Origin of the sequence: Pseudomonas sp. 6D_7.1_Bac1 (assembly GCF_025465945.1) — a bacterium.
Lineage (GTDB): Bacteria > Pseudomonadota > Gammaproteobacteria > Pseudomonadales > Pseudomonadaceae > Aquipseudomonas.
In genome coordinates, this window is the sequence record NZ_JANLNW010000084.1 from 91,777 (window position 1) to 117,238 (window position 25,462).

The following is a 25,462-nucleotide window of genomic DNA, read 5'->3' on the forward strand; positions in this document are numbered from 1 at the left end:
TTTTGCCAGCAACCGGTGAAAGCTTTGCCGGCCCGTTGGCATAAGTTCGCAACAATTGTTGGGCAGAGTGCTCCGACATTTAAAATGCCAGCCTTCTGACGCCTCAAGTCAGGTAGAATGCGCGCCCGGTTTTTGGAGAAGCTCATGACCCTGCTCAAATTCAGCGATGTGTCCCTTGCTTTCGGCGCTATGCCGTTGTTGGACAAGGTGTCCTGGCAGATCGCCCGTGGTGAGCGGGTGTGCATCATCGGCCGCAACGGCACTGGCAAATCCAGCATGATGAAGCTGGTCAAGGGCGATCAGAAGCCTGATGACGGCTCTGTCTGGCGTGCGCCTGGGCTCAAAATTGGCGAATTGCCGCAAGAACTGCCGGTGGCCGACGAGCGGACAGTGTTCGACGTGGTTGCCGAAGGCCTGGACGGTGTGGGCGAGTTGCTTGCGCAATACCACCACCTGAGTCAGAACTGCGTTACCGAAGCCGATCTGGACAAGCTGATGCACGTCCAGCACGACCTCGAAGCCCGCGATGGCTGGCGTTTGCAGCAATTGGTCGACAGCACCCTGAGTCGCCTGCAACTGCCGGCTGACAAAACCCTAGCCGAATTGTCCGGCGGCTGGCGTCGCCGCGTCCTGCTGGCCCAGGCTCTGGTTTCCGAACCGGATCTGCTGCTGCTCGACGAACCGACCAACCACCTGGACATCGGTGCCATTGCCTGGCTTGAAGAGGCTTTGAAGGATTTCCAGGGCGCTGTGCTGTTCATTACGCACGACCGTTCTTTCCTGCAAAACCTGGCAACCCGCATCCTGGAACTGGATCGCGGTGGCCTGATCGACTGGAACGGCGATTACGCCAGCTTCCTCGTCCACAAGGAAGCTACCCTGGCAGCCGAAGAAACCGCTAACGCGCTGTTCGACAAGCGTCTGGCCCAGGAAGAAGTCTGGATCCGCCAGGGCATCAAGGCCCGTCGCACCCGTAACGAAGGCCGCGTTCGTGCCCTGAAAGCCCTGCGCGTCGAGCGTAGCGAGCGTCGTGAGCGCACCGGTAAGGCCAACATTCAGTTGGATACCGCTGACAAGTCCGGCAAGCAGGTGATGGTCCTCGATAACGTGAGTTTCGCTCACCCGGGTGGCCCGTTCCTGATCAAGGACTTCTCCATGGTCCTGCAGCGTGGCGACCGTATCGGTCTGCTGGGCGCCAACGGTACTGGCAAAACCACGTTGCTGAAGCTGATGCTCAGCGGCTTGCAGCCGACCAGCGGTAAAGTCGAAGAGGGCACCCGCATCGACGTGGCCTATTTCGATCAGTTGCGCCATCAGTTGGATCTGGAAAAGACCGTGATCGACAACGTCGCCGAAGGTCGCGACTTCATCGATATCGACGGTCAGAGCCGTCACGTGCTGAGCTACCTCGGCGACTTCCTGTTCAGCCCGCAGCGTGCCCGCACGCCGGTCAAGGCGTTGTCCGGTGGTGAGCGTGCGCGTCTGTTGCTGGCCAAGTTGTTCAGCAAGCCGGCTAACCTGTTGGTACTCGACGAACCGACCAACGACCTCGACGTGGAAACCCTCGAGCTGCTGGAAGAGGTCTTGCTGACCTTTAACGGCACCGTGTTGATGGTCAGCCACGACCGGGCATTCCTCGACAACGTGGTCACCAGCACCCTGGTCTTCGAAGGTGAAGGCAAGGTTCGCGAATACGTCGGTGGTTACCAGGACTGGCTGCGTCAGGGCGGCTCGCCGCGTCTGTTGGGCGTAACCGAGAACAAGTCCGGCAAGGCCGAACTGAACTCTGCGGTCGTCGCTGCCGCGCCTGCGCCGGTGGTTGCTCAAGAAGCGCCAGTGGCCAAGAAGAAGCTCAGCTACAAGCTGCAGCGTGAGCTGGAAGCACTGCCAGGCGATATCGACGCCAAGGAACAGCAGATCGCCGGAGTGCAAGCCGACATGGCCGATGCGGGTTTCTATCAGCGTCCTGCTGCCGAAACCGCCAAGGTCATCGCGCAGCTTGAGCAACTGCAAGCAGAACTCGACGTATTGGTCGAGCGCTGGGCCGAGCTGGATGCCTGATTGATCCGCTGCTGATGTAAAAAAAGCCCGACGTTCATCGCTGAACGTCGGGTTTTTCATATGGAATACGGTCTGCAGACCGAAATAAATTCATTGTGGGAGCGAGCTTGCTCGCGATGAGGTCCTGTCGGTCGAAATCAATGTTGACTGACAAGCCGCCATCGCGAGCAAGCTCGCTCCCATAGGGGCACGGGGTTTAGCTCTTGATCAGGCGAACCGCCAGTACATCGCAAGGCGCACCATGCAGCACGTCGTTGGCGGTGGAGCCCAGCAGCAGTGCAAGGCCGTGGCGGCCATGACTGCCGACGACGATCAGGTCGCACTCCTGTTCCTTGGCCATATGATGGATTTCCTGGCGCGGTTGGCCATAGGTCAGGTGGCTGTTCTCTTTGGAAAGTTCAGGATACTTGTTGATCAGGCGTTCGAGTCGTTCCTTGGCCTGATCGAACTGCTGTTGTTGAAGTTGCGACAGATCCATCGGCACGTCACCACCAAAGGCCATGGCCATCGGTTCGACAATGTGAACCAGGGACAATTTGGCACCGCTGCCGACCGATATCTCGCGAGCACGGTGAATCACAGGATCGCACTCTTCGGTTAGATCTACGGCGACCAGAATATGGTGGTAGGGCATGAGGTGCTCCTCCTGAGGATTGCGATAACGGTAAGTATGGCTGGTTTCAAGCGGATTGGTTCTGGCATGGATCAATCCGCCCATCAAGAATCGGGAGTACAGATATGACGGTCTGGATAGTGGTGTCAATCCTCGCAGTGGTGTTAAGCCCGCTGGCGTGGCTGCGACCTTCGCGTAAACAGGGGGGGCAGATGGCCTTGCGCATGGAGGCGCGACGTATCGGCCTGGCCATGCAGCTGGCGCCGCAGGAGTGGCCGCATTGGCTGGAGCCAGAGCCCCCCAGCCCGTGTGCGCAATACCATCGGCCGCGACGTGGTAATAAGCCAGCGTGCTGGATTTATTGGCAAAGTGCGCCAGGCGTGTGGGTCAATCAATGGCGAGAAGTTTGTCAGGATGAGTCGTTACTGATTCATTTCCAGACATTGCCGGCCAACGTCTACAAGATCGAGGCCGACAAGCAAATGATCACCTTGTATTGGGGCGAGAGGGGCGAGGCCCAAGTGTTGCAGCAAATCGATCTGGTCCTCAAGGCGCTGGCCTGAACGGCGGGCAATAAAAAGCCCGACATCTTCATCGGGCTGGAGTTGGCCAGGCAGGCCGGAAATTCTCTAAATCGTCACGCTGTCCGAGGCGTGGCGCTGATCTTGCGCATAAGCGCCTCTGTTTTTCGTTTATCGTCCCCGGCCAGCGTAGCTGCGTATTTCGAGTTGCGCCGGTAATTAGGGCGACGTTTCTAAATATTGATTCTATGAATGGCTGAACATGCACCCGCGTGTTGCAGGTCTTCGTGGTACGGATATGACCGCAAAGTCGAGTTTCAACCCGCATTTTGGGCGATTGACAATTGTCGGAAATTCCGTGAAGGTGGCGTACCCAAATCAAACGGGCGTATGAATTGAGCGTTTGTATTACAGACAGCTCCTACAGAATCCCGACTATCGCGTTGGCGGGTGTGCCTGGTGGAATGGCGTTAGCATCGACGGTAACGTCCATGCCGAGCCAGAACGTCAGCGTCCGACGTGTACTGTTCAGCTTCCATATCGTGGAGATCAGTTGATGATTTACGAAGGTAAAGCCATCACGGTTAAGGCTCTTGAAAGTGGCATCGTCGAATTGAAATTCGACCTCAAGGGTGAGTCCGTCAACAAGTTCAACCGTCTAACCCTGAACGAATTGCGTCAGGCCGTAGACGTCATCAAGGCAGATGCGTCGGTCAAGGGTGTGATCGTCAGCAGTGGCAAGGACGTGTTCATCGTCGGCGCCGACATCACCGAATTCGTCGACAACTTCAAGCTGCCGGATGCAGAGCTTGTGGCTGGCAACCTCGAAGCCAACAAGATTTTCAGCGATTTCGAAGACCTCAATGTCCCAACCGTAGCCGCGATCAACGGCATCGCATTGGGCGGCGGTCTGGAAATGTGCCTGGCGGCGGACTACCGCGTCATGTCCACCAAGGCCAAGATCGGTCTGCCAGAGGTCAAGCTGGGCATCTACCCAGGCTTCGGCGGTACTGTTCGTCTGCCGCGTATCATCGGTGCCGACAACGCCATCGAGTGGATTGCCGCCGGTAAGGAAAACCGTCCGGAAGACGCGCTGAAAGTCGGCGCAGTCGACGCGGTTGTGGCTCCAGAGAAGCTGCAGGAAGCAGCCCTGGAACTGATCAAGCGCGCGATTTCCGGCGAGTTCGATTACAAGGCCAAGCGTCAGCCGAAGCTGGAAAAGCTCAAGCTGAACGCCATTGAGCAGATGATGGCTTTCGAGACCGCCAAAGGTTTCGTGGCAGGGCAAGCTGGCCCGAACTACCCGGCGCCGGTTGAGGCGATCAAAACGATCCAGAAAGCCGCGAACTTCGGTCGCGACAAGGCTCTGGAAGTCGAAGCCACTGGCTTCGTCAAACTGGCCAAGACTTCTGCTGCGCAGAGCTTGATCGGTCTGTTCCTGAACGATCAGGAACTGAAGAAAAAGGCCAAGGCCTACGACGAAATCGCCAAAGACGTGAAACAGGCTGCCGTACTCGGCGCCGGTATCATGGGCGGCGGTATCGCTTATCAGTCGGCGTCCAAAGGCACGCCGATCCTGATGAAGGACATCAACGAGCACGGTATCGAGCAGGGTCTGGCTGAAGCCGCGAAACTGCTGGTGGGTCGCGTTGATAAAGGTCGCATGACTGCAGCAAAAATGGCTGAAGTGCTCAACGGCATTCGTCCAACCCTGTCCTATGGTGATTTCGGCCACGTCGACCTGGTCGTCGAAGCGGTTGTCGAGAACCCTAAGGTCAAGCAAGCGGTATTGGCCGAAGTCGAAGACAAGGTCAAAGAGGACACCATCCTCGCGTCGAACACCTCGACCATTTCCATCAGCCTGCTGGCCAAAGCCCTCAAGCGTCCAGAAAACTTCGTCGGCATGCACTTCTTCAACCCGGTGCACATGATGCCGCTGGTTGAAGTCATCCGTGGCGAGAAGTCCAGCGAGCTGGCCGTTGCCACCACCGTTGCCTACGCCAAGAAAATGGGCAAGAACCCGATCGTCGTCAACGATTGCCCGGGCTTTTTGGTGAACCGCGTACTGTTCCCGTACTTCGGCGGTTTCGCCAAGTTGGTCAGCGCCGGTGTGGACTTCGTCCGTATCGACAAGATCATGGAAAAATTCGGCTGGCCGATGGGCCCGGCGTACCTGATGGACGTGGTCGGCATCGACACTGGCCACCACGGTCGTGACGTGATGGCTGAAGGCTTCCCGGACCGCATGAAAGATGACCGTCGTTCGGCTATCGACGTGCTCTACGAAGCCAAGCGCCTGGGCCAGAAGAACGGCAAGGGCTTCTACGCCTACGAGACCGACAAGCGCGGCAAGCAGAAGAAAGTAGCCGATCCGTCGGTACTCGAAGTGCTCAAGCCAATCGTCTTCGAACAGCGTGAAGTGACCGACGAAGACATCATCAACTGGATGATGATCCCGCTGTGCCTGGAAACCGTGCGTTGTCTGGAAGACGGCATCGTCGAAACCGCTGCCGAAGCCGACATGGGTCTGGTCTACGGTATTGGTTTCCCTCCATTCCGTGGCGGTGCACTGCGCTACATCGACTCGATCGGTGTTGCAGAGTTCGTTGCCCTGGCTGACCAGTACGCTGATTTGGGCGCGCTGTACCACCCGACCGCGAAGCTGCGTGAAATGGCCCAAAACGGCCAACGGTTCTTCGGTTAAGCGTCCAAACACTTGAGCGAGAGTGAAATTTTATGAGCTTGAATCCTAGAGACGTCGTGATTGTCGACTTCGGTCGTACTCCGATGGGCCGCTCCAAGGGCGGCATGCACCGCAATACCCGCGCTGAAGACATGTCGGCGCACCTGATCAGCAAATTGCTGGAACGCAACGTCAAGGTCGACCCGAGCGAAGTCGAAGACGTGATCTGGGGCTGTGTGAACCAGACCCTGGAGCAGGGCTGGAACATCGCTCGCATGGCGTCCTTGATGACTCAGATCCCGCACACGGCTGCTGGCCAGACCGTCAGCCGTCTGTGTGGCTCGTCGATGAGTGCACTGCACACCGCAGCGCAAGCGATCATGACCGGTAACGGTGACGTGTTCGTGGTGGGCGGCGTCGAGCATATGGGTCACGTGAGCATGATGCACGGTGTCGATCCGAACCCGCACATGTCGCTGTACGCAGCCAAAGCCTCGGGCATGATGGGCCTGACCGCAGAAATGCTCGGCAAAATGCACGGCATTACCCGTGAGCAACAGGATGCCTTCGGCGTGCGTTCCCACCAACTCGCCCATAAAGCGACGGTGGAAGGCAAGTTCAAAGACGAAATCATCCCGATGCAGGGTTACGACGAGAACGGTTTCCTGAAGCTGTTCGACTACGACGAAACCATTCGTCCGGAAACCACCCTGGAAAGCCTGGCGGCGTTGAAGCCAGCGTTCAATCCAAAGGGCGGCACCGTGACAGCCGGTACTTCGTCGCAGATCACCGATGGTGCTTCGTGCATGATCGTGATGTCGGCGCAGCGTGCACAAGACCTGGGCATCCAGCCAATGGCGGTGATCCGCTCGATGGCAGTGGCAGGTGTGGATCCGGCGATCATGGGCTATGGTCCAGTACCGGCGACACAGAAAGCACTGAAGCGCGCAGGTCTGAGCATTTCCGATATCGACTTCTTCGAACTCAACGAAGCTTTCGCTGCACAGGCGCTGCCCGTGCTGAAAGATTTGAAAGTGCTCGACAAGATGAACGAGAAGGTTAACCTGCACGGCGGCGCGATCGCCCTGGGCCACCCATTCGGTTGCTCCGGTGCACGTATCTCCGGCACCCTGCTCAATGTAATGAAGCAGAATGGCGGCACTTTCGGTGTATCGACCATGTGCATTGGCCTCGGCCAGGGCATTGCCACCGTCTTCGAACGCGTTTAAGCGACTCGTCGACGGAAGCCGGGGCCATGTGCCCCGGTTTTTGTTTTTCTGAAGATTTTTTTGTTTTTTATTTCAAGAGATTTGAGTGAGGGCCAGACCATGCCGATACAACCAGGGCTCTACCAGCATTACAAAGGTCCGCAGTACCGGGTTTTCAGTGTTGCGCGGCACTCCGAGACCGAAGAAGAAGTGGTCTTCTACCAAGCCCTGTATGGCGATTACGGCTTTTGGGTGCGTCCCTTGAGTATGTTCCTGGAGTCGGTCGAAGTTGACGGCGAACAGGTCCCGCGCTTTGCTTTGGTGCAAGCCGAACCGAGCCTTTTTTCAAGGCCATAAGCGGAGCGCGCGCAGAACCCTGCGCTTGACCTCACCTTGTTGCCACTATATATAGCGGTGCCGCGTCAGGCGCCAACCGCCTTTCACTTCTAGAATTCAGGAATTTTCTGATCCATGGGCAAATCGCTGGTCATTGTGGAATCCCCGGCTAAGGCCAAGACCATCAACAAGTATCTGGGTAACCAATACGTGGTGAAGTCGAGTATCGGCCATATCCGAGACCTGCCCACCAGCGGTTCGGCTAGCGCCAGCAAAGAGCCTGCCGCCAAGCGTGGCAAGGCTGCTGCTGGTGAAGCGCCGGCGCTGTCGCCTAAAGAAAAGGCGCGCAAGCAGCTGGTCTCGCGCATGGGTGTCGATCCCGATCATGGCTGGAAAGCCAAGTACGAGATCCTCCCGGGCAAGGAAAAGGTCATCGAAGAGCTGCGCCGGCTCGCCAAGGATGCTGACACCATCTATCTCGCAACCGACTTGGATCGCGAGGGGGAAGCCATTGCCTGGCACCTGCGCGAAGCCATTGGTGGTGACGACAGCCGCTACAAGCGCGTGGTGTTCAACGAAATCACCAAGAAGGCGATTCAGGAAGCCTTCTCCCAGCCAGGCGAGCTGGACATCGATCGGGTCAACGCTCAGCAGGCGCGTCGCTTCCTCGACCGCGTGGTGGGTTACATGGTTTCGCCGCTGCTGTGGTCCAAGATCGCTCGCGGTCTGTCTGCTGGCCGTGTGCAATCGGTAGCCGTGAAGCTGGTGGTGGAGCGTGAGCGCGAGATTCGCGCGTTCAACCCGGAAGAGTACTGGGAAGTTCACGCGGACCTCGGCACTGCCAAAGGCGCCAACGTGCGCTTTGAAGTGGCCCGTGAAAACGGCGAAGCCTTCAAACCGCTCAACGAAGCCCAGGCCATGGCGGCGCTGGAGAAGCTCAAGGCTTCCAGCTACACCATCGCCAAACGCGAAGACAAACCGACCAGCAGCAAGCCGTCGGCACCGTTCATTACCTCCACGTTGCAACAGGCTGCCAGTAATCGCCTGGGCTTCGGCGTGAAGAAAACCATGATGATGGCCCAGCGTTTGTACGAAGCCGGTTACATCACCTATATGCGTACCGACTCGACCAATCTCTCGGTTGACGCCGTGACGATGGCGCGTACTTATATTGAAGGCGAGTTCGGCGGCAAGTACCTGCCGGAGACACCGAACGTCTACAGCAGCAAGGAAGGCGCACAAGAGGCTCACGAAGCGATTCGTCCTTCTGACGTGAATACCGATCCAAGCAAGCTGTCGGGCATGGAGCGTGACGCTGAGCGCCTCTACGAGCTGATCTGGCGCCAATTCGTCGCTTGCCAGATGCTGCCGGCGAAATACCTGTCGACCACCGTCAGCGTCGCAGCTAGCGGCTTCGAGCTTCGCGCCAAGGGCCGCATCCTGAAGTTCGACGGTTACACCCGCGTCATGCCGCAAATGGCCAAGCCTGGCGACGACGATGTATTGCCGGACATGGCGCAGGGCGATGTGCTGAAACTGATCAAGCTTGATCCAAGCCAGCACTTCACCAAGCCGCCAGCGCGTTACTCGGAAGCGAGCCTGGTTAAAGAAATGGAAAAGCGCGGTATCGGTCGTCCTTCGACCTACGCGGCAATCATTTCGACCATCCAGGACCGCGGCTACGTCGCGCTGCACAACCGTCGTTTCTACTCGGAAAAGATGGGTGACATCGTCACCGAGCGTCTGTCCGAAAGCTTCTCGAACCTGATGGACTACGGCTTCACCGCCGGCATGGAAGAGAACCTCGATGACGTCGCCCAGGGCGAACGTGACTGGAAAAACGTGCTCGACGAGTTCTACGGCGACTTCAAGAAGAAACTCGAAGTAGCCGAGAGCGCGGAAAACGGCATGCGTGCCAACCAGCCGGTCATGACTGACATTCCGTGCCTCACGTGCGGTCGTCCGATGCAGATTCGTACGGCATCGACCGGTGTGTTCCTTGGTTGCTCGGGTTACAGCCTGCCGCCAAAAGAGCGCTGCAAAGCGACCGTCAACCTGGTGCCGGGCGATGAAATCGCTGCGGACGACGAGGGTGAGTCGGAGTCTTTGGTACTGCGTGGCAAGCATCGCTGCCCGATCTGCAGCACCGCGATGGACGCTTACCTGCTGGATGAAAAGCGCAAGCTGCACATCTGCGGTAATAACCCTGATTGCGCCGGCTACGAGATCGAAGAAGGCAGCTATCGCATCAAGGGCTACGAAGGCCCGAGCCTGGAATGTGACAAGTGCGGCAGCGAAATGCAGTTGAAGACGGGCCGTTTCGGCAAGTTCTTCGGTTGCACCAACGCGACCTGCAAGAACACCCGCAAACTGCTGAAGAGCGGTGACGCGGCGCCGCCGAAGATGGATCCGGTGAAGATGCCCGAGCTCAAGTGCGAGAAGGTCAACGACACCTATATTCTGCGTGACGGTGCTTCCGGCCTGTTCCTGGCGGCGAGTCAGTTCCCGAAAAACCGCGAGACTCGTGCTCCGTTGGTGATCGAGATCGTGCCGCACAAGGATGAGATCGATCCGAAGTACCACTTCCTCTGCGAAGCACCGAAGAAGGACCCGGATGGTCTCCCGGCGGTAATCCGTTACAGCCGCAAGACCAAGGAGCAGTACGTGCAGACCGAGGTCGAAGGCAAGCCTACCGGTTGGAAGGCGTTCTACGACGGTGGCAAGTGGGTGGTTGAAGACAAGCGCGTAGCCAAGTAACCGGGCAATGCGATGCAAAAGGCCGCATGCGAACCCTCGGGTTTTCATGCGGCCTTTGTTTTGGGCTTGCAGTGGGCTTGTCTGATCCACGACACTGTCAGACCTGCATCACGCGTCTTATTTCGTAGTGGAGACTGCCGTCATGGCCTTTGAGCTCTATACCCGTACCAATCAGAAAATTTACTTCGCCGGCCTGTCGCTTGAGGCGCTGGCCCGAGCGGAAGAGGGGCGGGCGATGAACTCCCTGGCGCTGATCCAGGCTGGGCGCGAGTCAACGTTATTTCATTTGTATGGTGCGCTGCTGGGCTTGTGCCATGAGATTGCCGGTTTCTACCGATTGCCTCAGGCCAATGCACCGCGAGCAGAGTTGTTGCTGACCCGTGAAGTGCTCGAGGCCATCGCTATTCCGGAGATGGCGGAAATGGTCGAGTTGGCGCACAACCCTGAGACCTGGCTGGCAAAGCTTCTGGCTGCCTATGCCGCGCTGTTTCAACCACCACGCGCACCGCACAAACCCAAGGGGGATGTGACACAGCCACTGATCGTGGCGGTTAACCTGGACGAGGAAGAGGCTCCTCAAGAGTTGAGTCGAGAAGAGCTGGAGAGCTGGCGCCAGAACCTCAAGGACTTGGCCATTCGGTTTCGCGAGGGGCTGAATGAGTGCTGAGCGTTTGCTCTGAGCCTTGAGCGTTCATGGGTAGCCATGGATCAGGGATGATCTCCAACACCCGTTTCGGTGGCGTGCAGCCGGTCAAGATCTCGAGCGAAGCCGCGCTGATGACTATATAATCCCCGCCTTTCGTGGAGAACAGACCTTTATGCCAACGTCCTTTCTAGAAATTGTCGAGCTGCCAGACGGCCGTATTGAGCTGCGCAGGGCTGAGGACGAGGGTTCTCTGGTGACTTTGAACTTCTCTGAAGACGCCAAGGCGTTCCTGCAGGGCCAGCACGTTGAAGTCGCCAAGGCGATGTTGAGCGTGGGTGTGCAGATGGCTGGACGCCTGGTTGAAGGCGAATTCGACAAAGAAGAAGGGCCGCGGATTCTTCATTGATTCCGTTTGTCGGCTTTTCGTAGGGCATCATTTCATATCAACGTTACAGATTGGCTTCTCTGTCCTGGAGAAGCCCTGCGCTTTTCAAGTGCTCAGTGCGTGTCACTTAACCCAGTCGAATATTCAGACTTTGCGCATCCCCGGTACGGGCCGCACTGATCAACTGTTGCCGTGCGCTGCTGTTCAGCGGGTTCAGCCAACTTACAACGGTGTGACTGCGGCCCAAGCGCAAGGCTTCGCAAGCAAGCTGCTGGGCGCTTTGCGTTCCCCGCGGTTGCAGCAACAGAATGCGTTCGCGGTTCAGGCCGGCGTCTCGCAGCCAAGTTTGAGTCAGGCTGGCGGGCGGTGCAATCAGCGTTAGCCAGCGGGCATCCTGATCCTGGCTCAGCTCTCTGAGGATAGGGGCCAGAAGGTTCAGGCAGTTCCCGGCTGCACCACGTAAGGACAGTTCACTGAATGCTTCGGGTTCGGCGCTCCAGGGCGACTCGACCACATCTTTGAGGGTCGGCGCCAGCGGCTGAGCCATGAACGCTTCGAACAGCGGAAGTTGTGCGTGCTGTGGTGTGTGAGGGAACTGCATAACGCCTCCTTTAGCGGCGAATGACGCCAACACTCAAGCCTTCGATGACCAGATCCTGATCTTTCAGGTTCACTTCGATCGGGGCAAACTCGGGATTTTCGGCAATCAACCAGACTTTGCTGCCATCGCGCTTGAAGCGCTTGACGGTTACTTCGTCGCCGATCCGCGCAACCACGATCTGGCCATTACGGGCTTCACGGGTGGTGTGGACAGCGAGCAGGTCGCCGTCGAAAATCCCCACGTCCTTCATGCTCATGCCGTGGACGCGCAGTAAATAGTCGGCGCGTGGATGGAAGAAGGAAGGGTTGATATTGCAGGACTCTTCGATGTGCTGTTGGGCGAGAATCGGAGCGCCAGCAGCAACCCGGCCAATGATCGGCAGGGTGGATTCATCGGCCTTGGCTTCAAAGCCCGGAATGCGAATACCGCGTGAGGCGCCGGGCGTCATTTCGATCGCGCCCTTGCGAGCCAGTGCCTTGAGGTGTTCTTCAGCCGCGTTGGGCGACTTGAAGCCAAGCTCCAGGGCGATTTCCGCGCGGGTCGGCGGATAGCCATTGTCTTCGAGGCAACGTTTGATAAAAGCCAGAATCTCAGCTTGGCGTGGCGTCAGTTTTAGCATGTCGATCGCTCTGTCTTTTTATACAGTGACTGGGATTATATACAGTGAAGTGATCTTGGCAATCCTCCTTTTTAACCCGACTGCTGGACGGTCGGTTTGCAGGTCGTCAGCTCGCTGTCTGTAAGACGGACTACAGCTGCCAGCATGTATGGTTAAATAGCTGACCGACCGTTCGCAAAACGAACTGGCAGGCTTGACAAGGCCCAGGCTGAAACGTATGTTTCAAACAAGTGTTTGTCAGGCGGAGTAGTCATGGCCCAGTCGGAAACCGTTGAACGCATTCTTGATGCTGCCGAACAGTTGTTCGCGGAAAAAGGTTTTGCCGAAACTTCATTGCGGCTGATCACCAGCAAGGCTGGGGTCAATCTGGCGGCGGTGAACTATCATTTCGGCTCAAAGAAGGCCTTGATTCAAGCAGTCTTCTCGCGTTTTCTCGGGCCTTTTTGCATCAGTCTCGATCGCGAGCTGGAGCGTCGTCAGGCCAAGCCGGACAACAAGCCGAGCCTTGAAGAACTGCTGGAAATCCTCGTCGAACAAGCCCTGGTGGTGCAGCCACGCAGCGGCAATGACCTGTCTATCTTTATGCGCCTGTTGGGGCTGGCGTTCAGTCAGAGTCAGGGGCACTTGCGTCGTTACCTGGAAGACATGTACGGCAAGGTGTTCCGCCGTTACATGATGCTGGTCAATGACGCCGCGCCGCGTATTCCGCCGATCGAACTGTTCTGGCGCGTGCACTTCATGCTCGGCGCTGCAGCGTTCAGCATGTCGGGGATCAAGGCCTTGCGTGCTATCGCCGAGACCGATTTCGGGGTGAATACCTCGATCGAGCAGGTGATGCGTCTGATGGTGCCGTTTCTGGCTGCTGGCATGCGCGCGGAAACCGGTGTCACCGACACTGCCATGGCCACCGCGCAGTTGCGTCCGCGCAGCAAATCGACCCCGGTTGCCGCCAAGGTTTAACCGCACACGGGTGGGCGCGGCAGCTTACATCCGCTAAGCTAGCCGCCCATGCCGACTATCGTTTCAGCCCCGCTCCATTTCTCCGTTGCCGACCACGTTCCGCCGGGCATCGCCCTTGGTGGCGAAGTCGTGTGTCTGCACCGGACCGGGCTCTTCAAAGTTGCGCCGCGCGCGCTTTTCGTTATCAAGGAATTTCTATGACTGCTGGCCTGCAAGGCTCGTTGATGGTGGACGTCGCCGGTACCTGGCTGACGGCCGAAGATCGCCAACTGTTGCGTCAGCCCGAAGTGGGCGGTCTGATCATTTTTGCGCGCAACATCGAGCACCCGCGCCAGGTTCGCGAGTTGAGCGCTTCGATCCGTGCGGTGCGTCCGGACCTGTTGCTGGCGGTGGACCAGGAGGGGGGGCGGGTGCAGCGCCTGCGCCAGGGCTTCGTGCGTCTGCCAGCGATGCGGGCGATTGCTGACAACCCGAACGCCGAATACCTGGCCGAGCAGTGTGGCTGGATCATGGCGACTGAAGTGCTGGCCGTCGGCCTGGACCTGAGTTTCGCCCCGGTGCTGGACCTCGACTACCAGCGCAGTGCGGTGGTCGGTACCCGTTCGTTCGAAGGCGATCCGGAGCGCGCGGCCTTGCTGGCGGGTGCGTTTATTCGTGGCATGAACAGCGCCGGTATGGCCGCCACCGGCAAGCATTTCCCAGGTCATGGCTGGGCGGAGGCCGATTCTCACGTTGCCATTCCGAACGACGAGCGCAGTCTCGATGAAATTCGTGCCAATGACCTCGTGCCATTCGCTCGTCTGAGCCAGCAGCTGGCGGCCGTAATGCCCGCCCACGTGATCTACCCGCAGGTTGACTCACAGCCGGCCGGCTTCTCGCGCCGCTGGCTGCAGGACATCCTGCGGGGAGAGTTGCAGTTTGACGGGGTGATCTTCAGTGACGATCTGTCGATGGCCGGCGCCCACGTGGTTGGCGACGCTGCTAGTCGGATCGAAGCGGCACTGTCTGCCGGTTGCGACATGGGGTTGGTCTGCAATGATCGCGCGGCAGCCGAACTGGCCCTGAGCGCGGCTCAGCGCCTGAAGGTCAAGCCGTCTGCACGTATCGCGCGGATGCGCAGTCAGTCGTTCTCCAGCACTGATTACCGGCAGGACCCGCGTTGGCTTACCGCTCTTGGTGCGCTCAAAGATGCCCAACTGATTGATTAAGGACTTTTTGCAATGACGGTTTACGCGATTATCGGTGGTACCGGCCTGACCCAGCTCGAAGGTCTGAGCATTCGCCAGTCATTGGCCCTGGACACACCTTATGGTGCGCCGTCGGCCGAGATCCAGATCGGTGAGTACGCTGGACGTGAAGTGCTGTTTCTCGCTCGTCATGGCCATCCGCACCGCTTTCCGCCGCATCAGGTGAATTACCGGGCCAACCTGTGGGCGCTGAAGCAGGCGGGCGCGCAGGCTATTCTGGCGGTCAACGCGGTCGGTGGGATTCATGCCGCCATGGGCACCGGACATTTCTGCGTACCTCATCAGTTGATCGACTACACCAGCGGTCGCCAGCACACCTATTTTGCCGATGACCTGGAGCAGGTCACCCACATCGATTTCAGCTATCCCTACAGCGAACCGTTGCGCGAGCAGTTGATAGCCGCGTTGGCTGCCGAAGGCTGTGCTTACAGCAGCCATGGCGTGTATGCCTGCACGCAGGGGCCGCGTCTGGAAACCGTTGCCGAGATCGCCCGTCTGGAACGTGACGGTTGCGATATCGTCGGCATGACCGGTATGCCGGAAGCGGCACTGGCCCGTGAGTTGGAACTGGATTACGCCTGTCTGGCGCTGGTGGTAAACCCGGCGGCGGGCAAGTCGACGGCGGTGATCACCATGGCCGAAATCGAACAGGCGCTGCATGACGGGATGGGCAAAGTGAAGTCGACGCTGGCGCGGGTGTTGAAGGGCTGAGTCTCCGCTTGCACCGAGTTGACTCTATCGCGAGCAGGCTCGCTCCCACAGGTTTATCACCGTACCTGTGGGAGCGAGCCTGCTCGCGATGGCGATCTCGCAGTCGCCGCTAAATCTTCGATTTGTCCGGCAGCGGTGCAAACAACGCTTCAATATCGTCACTCTGCAACTTCCAGTCCCCGGCCGTGCGCCCATCCAGAACGCCAGCCGCCAGGTCGGACTTTTCCTTTTGCAAATGCTGGATTTTCTCTTCGACGGTCCCGCGAGCAATCATCTTGTAGACAAACACCGGCTTCTCCTGGCCGATCCGATACGCACGGTCGGTGGCCTGGTTTTCCGTCGCCGGGTTCCACCACGGGTCGTAGTGAATCACCGTGTCGGCTTCCGTCAGGTTCAGGCCAACGCCGCCTGCTTTAAGGCTGATCAGAAAAATCTGACGCTTTCCGCTCTGGAAGTCTTTCACAGGCGTGCGCCGATCCCGGGTTTGTCCGGTCAACAGTGCGTAAGCGATACCGCGTTTATTCAGCTCATCTTCAATCAGGGACAGCATTGAGGTGAACTGTGAAAACAGCAGGATTTTGCGGCCTTCCTCGAACAGCTCTTCAAGCATTTCCATCAGGCTGTCGAGCTTGCCCGACGTGCTGCCGCGCGTGGGCAGGGCGGCCTCATTGACCAGGCGCAGATCGCAGCACACCTGACGCAGCTTGAGCAGGGCTTCAAGAATGATGATCTGGCTGCGGGCCACGCCTTTGCGGGTGATCTCGTCGCGGACTTTCTTGTCCATGGCCAGGCGCATGGTTTCGTAAACATCACGCTGCGCCTCATTGAGTTCCACCCAATGGATGATCTCGGTTTTCGGCGGTAATTCAGTGGCGACCTGTTCCTTGGTTCGGCGCAACAGGAACGGTTTAATCCGACCGTTCAGGTGTTGCAGTCGTACGTCGCTGGCGCGTTTTTCGATAGGCACGCGGTAATCGCGATTGAAGCTTTTCACGTCACCCAGCCAACCGGGCAGCAGGAAGTGAAACAGCGACCACAGCTCCCCCAGGTGGTTTTCCAGCGGTGTGCCGCTCAGGCACAGGCGCTGACGGGCATTGAGCGCTCGCGCCGCATGAGCAGCCTTGCTGTTAGGGTTCTTGATGTATTGTGCTTCGTCGAGCGCCAGCACGTGCAATGGCTGCGTGGCCAGACGTTCGACATCCTTGGGCAGCAGCGCATAGGTGGTGAGGATCAAGTCGTATTCGGCCAGATGCTCGAAGTGTTTTTTACGTCCAGCGCCATACAGCGCCAGTACTTTGAGCTGTGGTGCGAAGTGCGCCGCTTCGTCGAGCCAGTTGGGAATCAGGCTGGTGGGCATCACGACCATGCACGGTCGGTCGAGGCGTCCGGCATTTTTCTCGGCCAGCACATGCGCCAGGGTCTGTAGGGTTTTACCCAGGCCCATGTCGTCCGCCAGAATGCCGCCGACTTCCAGTTGCCGCAGTGACTGCATCCAGCTCAAGCCTTCAAGCTGATAAGGTCGCAATGTGGCGTTCAGGCCTTCGGGGGCCTCGGTGGTGTAATCCTTGATGTCACGCAGGCGCTGGGCGAAGGTGCGGATGTGTTCGCCACCGTCCCAGAGCAGGGGCATGTCTTCCAGTGGATTGAGGCGGGTGGCGTCGGCGCTGCTAATGCGTAGCCTGGTTTCACCGGGCTCTTGCAGGTAAAACTCGCCGAGGGTCGCCAGCACGGGCTTCAAGCGCCCGAACGGCAGCGCGACCTGCAACGGACCGTATTCGGAGTTCGGGCGGTGCGGAATGTTCACCAGAATCAACTCGTCGTCACGGCGTTTGGCCAGGCGTTCCGGGTTGAGGATCTCGGTGTGCGAGCGCATCAGATTCAGCAGGATCGGCAGCAAGCTGAGGCGCTCGCCGTTGACGATAATCCCCAGCTCCAGATCAAACCAGTCGCGCTCCGGCGCTTCTTCGACCGTGGCATACCAGTCATCGACGGCTGTCAGGTCAAAGCCGAAGTCTTCGTCGATCTGTAGCTCCCAGCCTTGGGTGCGCAACTTGGGCAGCTCATTGAGAGTGAACGTCAGCCAGGCGCTGTCGTTGACCATCTCGTAGAGTTCGCCGGCACTTTCCGGCAAGGCTTTGCTTTGCCTCGTCGCGACTTTGAAGCCAAGGATCCGCAGCTGTTCGCGGTAGGCTTTTTCGACTTCCGGTTGGCGTTTGATCCGTAGCGTTTGCTGTTCCTGTCGGATCAGGATGTCGGCATTTTTTTGCCCACTGACGTATTCATCCAGATAACTGAAGGACAGCGCCGCGCGGTGCTGGATGTAGCGCTGCATTTTGCCGTTGCGCGGTTCGAACGCACTGAACTCGATGCTCGCCAACCATAGGCGCGGCACTGGTTGCACATTGTCCACCACCTGTTGCGGCAAAGGGGCGGGCGTGCGGTTTTCCAGGACGGCCTGAAGCTTTTCCAGCAGCTCGGCATCTTTGGCAGCGGCCGGGTACTCAAGGGTTTCCTGGACTTTCAGCAAGACCGCAGCGCAATGCTTGCAGTTAACGCGCACCGGGCAACTGCACGTCGCATCGACCAATAACAATGTGCCCTTTGCGGACTCGCGCAGCGTAATGGTCTGACGGTAAACATTGCCGCCAGAGCCTTCGCAACTGGCGGTGATGGTGCTGTCACCGGCTTCGACGATCCTGACGCGATTTTCCAGTGCGTAGCGGCGGCCACGCTCCAGGCTTTGTTCCTTGAATCGGCTGACCCAGGAAGGGGCCAGGGGTTTGCTCAGGCTCGGGGGCATAGGGACTTCAATCAGTCCGGGATAACGTCAGGGACTGGCGGACGCGCAGTTGCAGTCAGCGAGGTGATCTTGATCAGCAGGGCCAGGTGGCCGTTGTCGAGGTAGTTCAGCTGGCCGTTTTTGGTGTGGCTTTGCTGCTTCAGGCGTTCGCTGGCGGTGACCATGCCATTGGCGCTGAACTGGTTGACCCAGAAGTTCGCGTCGACGTCGGTGAAGCGGCCCAGTTTCAGGTTCAGCGTGCCTTCGATCGGGAACTGGCCGTACTGCTCCCGGCCGTCGCTGATCGACACTTTGTTCTCGACGTCACCGAGATTCTGTTGCCAGGCCTTGTGCAGCAGCACCGTGTAATCGCTGCTGGATCGCAGCTTTTGCGCCTCGTCGTTCAGGCTTGGTGTACGCAGGCTGTCGGCGCTGACCGGCTTCGCGCCAGCGGCCCAATCTTCGGGCGCGGCGCGGCTGACGATGGCGGGTACGGCGTTCTGGCGGAACAGGATCATTTCAACCTGATACAAGCTGTCGGCAAACGCCGTCGGGGCGACGAGGGTCAACAACAGGGTCAATGAGCGAAACAGGCGCATGCGGCGTCCTTCAAGCAGATTTTGGAGTGAGGCGCTCAAACAGTGCCTCCACTGTATTAAAGCGCTCTTCCGGGCGCTCCATCGGCACCATGAATTTGAACATCGTGGCACCTTCGAATTTGTAGCGGTTGGGTTGGCCCTGAATCAGCTTGATCAGTACCAGCGGATCGACCGGCGTTTGTACGCCAAACTCGATACGACCGCCTTGCGGGCCACCGTCGACTTTCTTGATCCCCAGTTGCTCGGCCTGCAGTTTCAGCAAGGTCAGGCGCACCAGGTTCTTGGTCGGTTCCGGCAGCAGGCCGAAGCGGTCGATCATCTCCACTTGCAGGTCTTTGAGGCCGTCCTCATCGGTCGCCGAAGCGATACGTTTATAGAGGATCAGTCGTGCGTGGACATCCGGCAGGTAGTTTTCCGGGATCAGTGCCGGCAAGCGCAGGTTGATTTCCGGGCCGCCACCCAGCGGTTGATCGAGGTTTGGCTGCTCGCCCTTGCGGATCGATTTCACCGCGCGTTCGAGCATTTCCATGTACAGGGTGAAACCGACCGCCTGAATCTGTCCGCTCTGACCGTCGCCCAGCAGTTCGCCGGCGCCACGGATTTCCAGGTCGTTGGTGGCAAGCACGAAGCCCGCCCCGAGATCCTGAGTATTGGCGATCGCTTCCAGGCGCTTTTCCGCGTCTGGCGTGATCTGTTGGCGCGGCGGAGTCAGCAGGTAGGCGTAAGCCTGGTGGTGACTGCGACCCACGCGGCCACGCAGCTGGTGCAGTTGCGCCAGGCCGAACTTGTCGGCGCGCTCGATGATGATGGTGTTGGCGCTCGGCACGTCAATGCCGGTCTCGATGATGGTCGAGGCGATCAGCACGTTGAAGCGCTTGTGGTAGAAGTCGCTCATCACCTGTTCGAGTTCGCGCTCACGCATCTGCCCGTGGCCGATACCGATCCGTGCTTCCGGCACCAGTTCGGCAAGGTCGGCGGCGCATTTCTCGATGGTTTTCACATCGTTGTGCAGGTAGTAGACCTGACCGCCACGCAGCAACTCGCGAAGCAGGGCCTCTTTGACCGTGCTCTTGTTCTGTTCCATGACGAAGGTGCGCACCGACAAGCGTCGTGCCGGCGGCGTGGCGATGATCGACAGATCGCGCATGCCCGACACCGCCATGTTCAGCGTGCGTGGAATCGGCGTGGCGGTCAGGGTCAGGATGTCGACTTCGCTGCGCAGAGCCTTGAGCTGTTCCTTCTGACGAACACCAAACCGGTGTTCTTCGTCGATGATCACCAGCCCGAGATTTTTGATCTTCACGTCGTCTTGCAGCAGTTTGTGCGTGCCGATGACGATGTCGATCTTGCCCTCGGCGAGATCGGCGACTGCGGCATTCACTTCCTTTGTTGACTTGAAGCGACTCATCACTTCCACGCTCACAGGCCAGTCGGCGAAGCGGTCGCGGAAGCTGTTGTAGTGCTGTTGGGCGAGCAGGGTGGTCGGCACGAGTATCGCCACCTGGCGTCCGCCGTGCACGGCAATGAATGCTGCGCGCATCGCCACTTCGGTCTTGCCGAAACCGACATCACCGCAGACCAGTCGATCCATCGGTCTCGGCGCGAGCATGTCTTCGCGTACCGCGTCGATGGTGGTTTGCTGGTCCGGGGTTTCTTCGAACGGGAAGCCGGCGCTGAAGGTCGCGTAATCGGCTTTCGGGTCGGCGAAGGCATAACCTTCACGGGCGGCGCGGCGAGCATAGATGTCGAGCAATTCGGCGGCGACGTCGCGCACCTGTTCGGCAGCTTTGCGCTTGGCTTTCTGCCAGGTTTCGGAACCGAGGCGGTGCAGCGGCGCGAGTGCATCGTCGCTGCCGGTGTAACGGGCGATCAAATGCAGGTTGGCCACGGGCACATAGAGCTTGGCGCCCTCGGCGTATTCGAGGGTCAGGAACTCGGCGGCCTGGTTTTCGATTTCCAGGGTCGCGAGGCCCAAATAACGGCCAACGCCATGATCGATATGCACCACCGGCGCGCCTTCGCGCAGCTCGGTGAGGTTTTTGATCACTGCGTCGTTGTTGCCGTCGGCGCGCTTCTCGCGGCGGCGACGCTGCATCACCCGCTGACCGAACAACGGACTTTCGGCGACCAGTGCCAGGGCCGGATCGTCCAGCACCAGGCCTTCGTCCAGCGGAGCGATGGTGATTGCCAGGCGTTCTTTGCCGGCGACGAAATCCGGCCAGCTGTCGACGGTTTTCGGCCGCAGCTTCAGGCGTTCCAGCAGCTCCAGCAGGACTTCGCGGCGGCCGGCCGATTCGGCGGTAAACAACACTCGACCGGAAAACCCATCGAGGAAGTTCGACAGCGCTTCCAGCGGTTGGTTGGCCTTGGCTTCGATGGCCAGGTTCGGCAACGGCTTGGCCGGGAAGCGCTCGCGGCCAACACCGGTTTCGACGTCTTGCTGGCTGGCAACCACGCGTGGCCAGCTCTTGAGGCGTGCGAAGCAGTCTTCCACCGGCAAGAACAGCTCAGCCGGCGGCAACAAGGGGCGCGATGGATCGACACGGCGCTCTTCGTAGCGGTTGCGCACGTCGTTCCAGAAATTCTCCGCCGCCTGTTCGATACCCGGCAGGGAAAACACCTGGGTGTCCTGTGGCAGGTAGTCGAACAGCGTGGAGGTTTCATCGAAAAACAGCGGCAGGTAGTACTCGATACCGGCCGGTGTAATCCCGCTGCTCAGGTCCTGGAAGATCGGGCAGCGACGGAAATCGACATCGAAGCGCTCACGAAAGCGTGCCTTGAAGCGGGTCACGGCTTCTTTTTGCAGCGGGAATTCTTTGGCAGGCAGCAACCGCACCGATTCGACCTTGTCGATGGAGCGCTGGTTTTCTGGGTCGAAGGTGCGCAGCGTCTCGATTTCGTCATCGAACAGGTCGATGCGGTAGGGCAATTTGCTGCCCATCGGGAACAGGTCGATCAGCGCGCCGCGTACTGCAAACTCGCCATGCTCATACACCGTGTCGACGCAGCGGTAGCCGCTGGCCTCCAGCCGCGTGCGCATTTGCTCGACGTCGAGTTTCTGGCCGATGTCCAGCACCAGACTGCTGCCGAGCAGGAACTTGGTCGGTGCCAGGCGATGTAGGGCGGTGGTGATAGGCACTACCAAAACGCCATGGCTCAGCTCAGGCAGGCGATACAGGCTGGCGATGCGCTGGGATATAATGTCCTGGTGCGGTGAAAACAGGTCGTAGGGCAGGGTTTCCCAGTCCGGGAAATGCAGCACCGGCAAATCCGGGGCGAAGAAACTCAGCTCCTGTTCCAGCCGTTCGGCACTTTGGCTGTCGGCGGTCAGTAGCAAGGTAAAGCGCTTGGCAGCGCTGGCGGCCTCGGCAATGGCCAGGCTCAGGGCGGCACCGGGCAGGTTGCCCCAATGCTGTTTACCTGCCGCGGCAGGGAGAAGCGGTAGACGCAGAACGGGCACGGAAGGTTGAGCTCCAGCGTTGCGACAAAGTCGGTAATTGTAGCGGGCGAAGGTGCCGGCTGTCAGTTGCAGACTGCGTCTATTACACAGGCCGCGGAGAAACGTAGCGAGCGAAGGCAAGACAAGGCGAAAACAGGCGAGGACGCGGAGTTTACGGGCTGTAAATGAGCAGTCCGAGCCTGTTTTCAACGCAGTATTGTCGAGCGCAGTAGTTTATCCGCGGTCTGCACGACAGGCGCGCATTGCTCCGGGAGCGACTCGGCGGCATAATGTAGCCCCTTTTTTCAGCCCCTACATGTGGAAGGTTCCCGTGACTCAGAAGCCCGACCAGTGTCTTGGTGAATGGATCGACCGTGAAGCACTCGCAGAAGCGATGATTCCGCTTATCGGTCAGCTCTACCGCAATAACAACGTGGTGAGTTCGATCTATGGCCGCAGCCTGATCAACCAGTCTGTCATCGCGATTCTCAAAGCTCACCGCTTTGCTCGCCATCGTCAGTCCGATGACGCCGAACTGTCCGTTCACGAAACATTCCCGCTGCTCAAAGCGATGAGCGAGCTCAAGCTCGGCGCCGCTTCGGTAGACCTGGGCAAGCTGGCGGTCAAGTTCAAGACCGAAGGCAATGGCCGTACTGCCGAGCAGTTCGTCCGTGAAGAGCTGGCCGATGTAGTGGGTCAGCAAAACGCTAGCGCACGCAAAGGCACCGACGTTGTTCTCTACGGCTTCGGTCGTATCGGCCGTCTGCTGGCGCGCATCCTGATCGAAAAAACCGGTGGTGGCGACGGCCTGCGTCTGCGCGCCATCGTTGTGCGCAAAGGCGCTGAAAACGACCTGGTCAAACGCGCCAGCCTGCTGCGTCGCGATTCGGTTCATGGTTCGTTCAATGGCACCATCACCATCGATGAAGCCAACAACACCATCACCGCCAACGGCAACCTGATCCAGGTTATCTACGCGAAGAACCCGACTGAAGTGGACTACACCCAGTACGGCATCAAAAACGCGCTGCTGGTGGACAACACCGGTGTATGGCGTGACGCCGACGGCCTGGGCCAGCACCTGGCCTGCCCGGGTATTGACCGCGTTGTTCTGACCGCGCCTGGCAAAGGCAAGCTGAAGAACATCGTTCACGGCATCAACCACGCTGAAATCACCGCTGACGACAAGATCGTTTCCGCTGCTTCTTGCACCACCAACGCCATCGTGCCGGTGCTCAAGGCTGTGAATGACAAGTTCGGCATCATCAACGGTCACGTTGAAACGGTTCACTCGTACACCAACGACCAGAACCTGATCGACAACTTCCACAAAGGCGATCGCCGTGGTCGTAGCGCCGCGTTGAACATGGTAATCACCGAGACCGGTGCTGCTACCGCTGCTGCCAAGGCCCTGCCTGAGCTGGCCGGCAAGCTGACCGGTAACGCGATCCGTGTTCCAACACCGAACGTGTCGATGGCAATCCTCAACCTGAACCTTGAGAAAGCCGCCACCCGTGAAGAGATGAACGAGTACCTGCGCTACATGGCGCTGCACTCCGATCTGCATAAGCAAATCGACTTCGTCAACTCGCAGGAAGTGGTTTCCACCGACTTCGTTGGCTCGCGCCACGCAGGCGTGGTGGACGCTGAAGCAACCATCTGCCAAGACAACCGCGTTGTTCTGTACGTTTGGTACGACAACGAATTCGGTTACAGCTGCCAGGTGGTTCGCGTGATGGAAGACATGGCCGGTGTAAACCCGCCAGCCTTCCCGCGCTAAGCCTTAGCCGCACATGAAAACGCCCCGACTTGTCGGGGCGTTTTTGTTTATGCGGTTTGTCGGCTCTGCCTACAGAGGTGAAATATTCTGTGATAAATCGCTTCCGGGGTCGCTGCATCAAAATGATAGTTTGTCCGCCAATAAAATGATTTGAGGACGACTTGAATGCGCCTTATCGGAAAGCCCTGCGCAGCGTTTCTGTTGCTGGCCAGTACCGTCTCTTTCGGCAATCTCGCCATGGCAAATACCGAACGGTCGGACATCGATGGCATCGTGCAAGATGCTGCTCAGAAGGTCATGCAGCAGTACAACATTCCCGGCCTGGCCATTGCGGTCACCGCTGATGGCAAGCAACGGTTCTACAACTTCGGCGTGGCTTCAAAGGACACGAAGCAGAAGGTCACGAGCGATACGCTGTTTGAAATCGGCTCGATCAGTAAAGCCTTCACGGTAACCTTGGCGACCTATGCCGAGGTCAACGGTCAGCTTTCACTCACTGACCACCCCGGCAAGTATCTGCCCGAGCTTGCGGGTAGCCCGTTCGATAAAGTGACACTGATCAACCTGGCGACCCATACCGCAGGCGGCTTCCCCTTGCAGGTGCCTGATCAGGTACAGAACAACCAACAGCTGATGGACTACTTCAAAGCGTGGCAGCCGACCTATGCGCCGGGTGCTCAAAGAACCTATGCCAATCCCAGTATCGGGGCATTGGGCATGATTGCGGCGAGCAGCATGAACATGCCGTTCGCGGCGGCGCTGGAACAGCGACTCTTCCCTGAACTCGGCATGCCAAACAGCTTCATCAACGTTCCGACGAGCAAGATGTCGCTCTATGCTCAGGGTTACAACAAACAGGATGCCCCGGTCAGGTTGAATTCCGGTGTGTTGGGCGACGAGGCCTACTCGGTAAAAACCAGCTCCACGGACCTGATTCGCTTTGTCGAAGCCAATCTGGGAGTCGCGAAGGTCGAAGCAAAACTCAGTCGCGCGCTGATGGAGACGCGCAAGGGCTATTTCCAGGTAGGGCCCATGACTCAAGACCTGATCTGGGAGCAGTACGACTACCCGGTACAGCTGAGTGCGCTACTTGAAGGCAACGCCGATAAGATGATTTACGAAAGCCATGCTGTCACAGCATTAAACCCACCCCTGTCACCACAGGAAGCGGTCTGGGTCAACAAAACGGGCTCGACTGGTGGGTTTTCTGCCTACGTGGCCTTCGTGCCCGAGAAGAAGTTCGGCATTGTGGTGCTGGCCAACAAGAGCTATCCCAACGAGCCACGGATACGCCTGGCGCATCGAATCCTCAGCGAGCTGGATTGCTGTTCGCAAGCAGAAAACTGAGTGGTGGCCGGTGTAAACCCACCAACGTTCCCGCGCCAAGACTTGGCCGTATATGAAAACGCCCCGATGTGTCGGGGCGTTTTTGTGTGTGCTGAATCGCCACCATGGGGAAGTTAGAAATGATCTATTAAGTGAGAGGAATTTATACATCATCTTCTATGTCCGTTTGT

Annotated in this window: 19 protein-coding genes; 13 read left to right on the top strand and 6 right to left on the bottom strand. The window is 58.6% G+C overall.

Annotation, left to right across the window (positions count from 1 at the left end; genetic code table 11):
* The first annotated feature begins 144 nt into the window (after window positions 1–144).
* Window positions 145–2,061 carry an ATP-binding cassette domain-containing protein gene (locus NTD87_RS27130; protein WP_262117247.1) on the top strand — a complete coding sequence of 639 codons (1,917 nt, stop codon included), beginning with the start codon at window positions 145–147 and terminating at the stop codon, window positions 2,059–2,061.
* Window positions 2,062–2,257: 196 nt separating this feature from the next.
* Here NTD87_RS27130 and NTD87_RS27135 read toward each other — a convergent pair whose 3' ends face one another.
* Window positions 2,258–2,695 carry a universal stress protein gene (locus NTD87_RS27135; RefSeq protein ID WP_262117248.1) on the bottom strand — a complete coding sequence of 146 codons (438 nt, stop codon included), beginning with the start codon at window positions 2,693–2,695 and terminating at the stop codon, window positions 2,258–2,260.
* Between the two features lie 104 nt (window positions 2,696–2,799).
* On the opposite strand from NTD87_RS27135, the gene NTD87_RS27140 reads away from it, so the two are divergent.
* The 7 genes from NTD87_RS27140 to NTD87_RS27170 all read left to right on the top strand — a co-directional run bounded on the left by NTD87_RS27140 (window position 2,800) and on the right by NTD87_RS27170 (window position 11,231).
* The gene (locus tag NTD87_RS27140) at window positions 2,800–3,237 is read left to right on the top strand and encodes a hypothetical protein (RefSeq protein ID WP_262117249.1); all 438 of its coding nucleotides are present in this window, start codon (window positions 2,800–2,802) and stop codon (window positions 3,235–3,237) included.
* A gap of 514 nt (window positions 3,238–3,751) precedes the next feature.
* Complete coding sequence (gene fadB / locus NTD87_RS27145) at window positions 3,752–5,899, top strand: fatty acid oxidation complex subunit alpha FadB (RefSeq protein ID WP_262117250.1); 2,148 nt, start codon at window positions 3,752–3,754, stop codon at window positions 5,897–5,899.
* Window positions 5,900–5,931: 32 nt separating this feature from the next.
* Complete coding sequence (gene fadA, locus NTD87_RS27150; protein ID WP_095165331.1) at window positions 5,932–7,107, top strand: acetyl-CoA C-acyltransferase FadA; 1,176 nt, start codon at window positions 5,932–5,934, stop codon at window positions 7,105–7,107.
* Window positions 7,108–7,206: 99 nt separating this feature from the next.
* A complete protein-coding gene (locus NTD87_RS27155; protein WP_019692748.1) occupies window positions 7,207–7,443 on the top strand; it encodes a DUF1653 domain-containing protein in 237 nt (78 codons plus the stop codon).
* A gap of 114 nt (window positions 7,444–7,557) precedes the next feature.
* A complete protein-coding gene (topA, locus tag NTD87_RS27160; RefSeq protein WP_262117251.1) occupies window positions 7,558–10,179 on the top strand; it encodes a type I DNA topoisomerase in 2,622 nt (873 codons plus the stop codon).
* A 142-nt stretch (window positions 10,180–10,321) separates the two neighbouring features.
* The gene (locus NTD87_RS27165) at window positions 10,322–10,846 is read left to right on the top strand and encodes a DUF6586 family protein (RefSeq protein ID WP_262117252.1); all 525 of its coding nucleotides are present in this window, start codon (window positions 10,322–10,324) and stop codon (window positions 10,844–10,846) included.
* 151 nt (window positions 10,847–10,997) lie between these two features.
* On the top strand, window positions 10,998–11,231 hold the full coding sequence (locus NTD87_RS27170; RefSeq protein WP_019692745.1) for a hypothetical protein: 234 nt from the start codon (window positions 10,998–11,000) through the stop codon (window positions 11,229–11,231).
* A 106-nt stretch (window positions 11,232–11,337) separates the two neighbouring features.
* On the opposite strand, the gene sulA is transcribed toward NTD87_RS27170, so the two are convergent.
* Both sulA and lexA read right to left on the bottom strand, forming a co-directional pair.
* Window positions 11,338–11,811: an SOS-induced cell division inhibitor SulA gene (sulA, locus tag NTD87_RS27175; RefSeq protein WP_262117253.1), complete on the bottom strand. Its 474-nt coding sequence runs from the start codon at window positions 11,809–11,811 to the stop codon at window positions 11,338–11,340.
* A 10-nt stretch (window positions 11,812–11,821) separates the two neighbouring features.
* Window positions 11,822–12,430, bottom strand: coding sequence for a transcriptional repressor LexA (gene lexA, locus NTD87_RS27180; RefSeq protein WP_019692743.1), 609 nt, complete (start codon window positions 12,428–12,430; stop codon window positions 11,822–11,824).
* 252 nt (window positions 12,431–12,682) lie between these two features.
* Between lexA and NTD87_RS27185 the strand changes: the two genes are divergently transcribed.
* The 3 genes from NTD87_RS27185 (at window position 12,683) to NTD87_RS27195 (ending at window position 15,348) form a co-directional block, all read left to right on the top strand.
* Window positions 12,683–13,390, top strand: a complete 708-nt coding sequence (locus NTD87_RS27185) for a TetR/AcrR family transcriptional regulator (protein WP_262117254.1) — start codon at window positions 12,683–12,685, stop codon at window positions 13,388–13,390.
* Window positions 13,391–13,587: 197 nt separating this feature from the next.
* Window positions 13,588–14,598: a beta-N-acetylhexosaminidase gene (gene nagZ / locus NTD87_RS27190; protein ID WP_262117255.1), complete on the top strand. Its 1,011-nt coding sequence runs from the start codon at window positions 13,588–13,590 to the stop codon at window positions 14,596–14,598.
* A 12-nt stretch (window positions 14,599–14,610) separates the two neighbouring features.
* Window positions 14,611–15,348: an S-methyl-5'-thioinosine phosphorylase gene (locus tag NTD87_RS27195; protein ID WP_262117256.1), complete on the top strand. Its 738-nt coding sequence runs from the start codon at window positions 14,611–14,613 to the stop codon at window positions 15,346–15,348.
* 109 nt (window positions 15,349–15,457) lie between these two features.
* Here the strand turns inward: NTD87_RS27195 and NTD87_RS27200 are convergent, their stop codons facing one another.
* Genes NTD87_RS27200 through mfd form a run of 3 tightly spaced genes read right to left on the bottom strand, consistent with a single transcriptional unit; the run spans window position 15,458 to window position 22,186 of the window.
* Window positions 15,458–18,148 carry a DEAD/DEAH box helicase gene (locus NTD87_RS27200; RefSeq protein ID WP_262117257.1) on the bottom strand — a complete coding sequence of 897 codons (2,691 nt, stop codon included), beginning with the start codon at window positions 18,146–18,148 and terminating at the stop codon, window positions 15,458–15,460.
* An 11-nt stretch (window positions 18,149–18,159) separates the two neighbouring features.
* On the bottom strand, window positions 18,160–18,726 hold the full coding sequence (locus NTD87_RS27205) for a peptidoglycan binding protein CsiV (protein WP_262117258.1): 567 nt from the start codon (window positions 18,724–18,726) through the stop codon (window positions 18,160–18,162).
* Between the two features lie 10 nt (window positions 18,727–18,736).
* Window positions 18,737–22,186: a transcription-repair coupling factor gene (mfd, locus tag NTD87_RS27210; RefSeq protein ID WP_262117259.1), complete on the bottom strand. Its 3,450-nt coding sequence runs from the start codon at window positions 22,184–22,186 to the stop codon at window positions 18,737–18,739.
* 295 nt (window positions 22,187–22,481) lie between these two features.
* Between mfd and NTD87_RS27215 the strand changes: the two genes are divergently transcribed.
* Both NTD87_RS27215 and ampC read left to right on the top strand, forming a co-directional pair.
* Complete coding sequence (locus NTD87_RS27215; protein ID WP_262117260.1) at window positions 22,482–23,945, top strand: glyceraldehyde-3-phosphate dehydrogenase; 1,464 nt, start codon at window positions 22,482–22,484, stop codon at window positions 23,943–23,945.
* A gap of 165 nt (window positions 23,946–24,110) precedes the next feature.
* Entirely contained in the window at window positions 24,111–25,292 is a 1,182-nt protein-coding gene (gene ampC / locus NTD87_RS27220; RefSeq protein WP_410017528.1) for a class C beta-lactamase, read from the top strand.
* The last annotated feature ends 170 nt before the right edge of the window (window positions 25,293–25,462 follow it).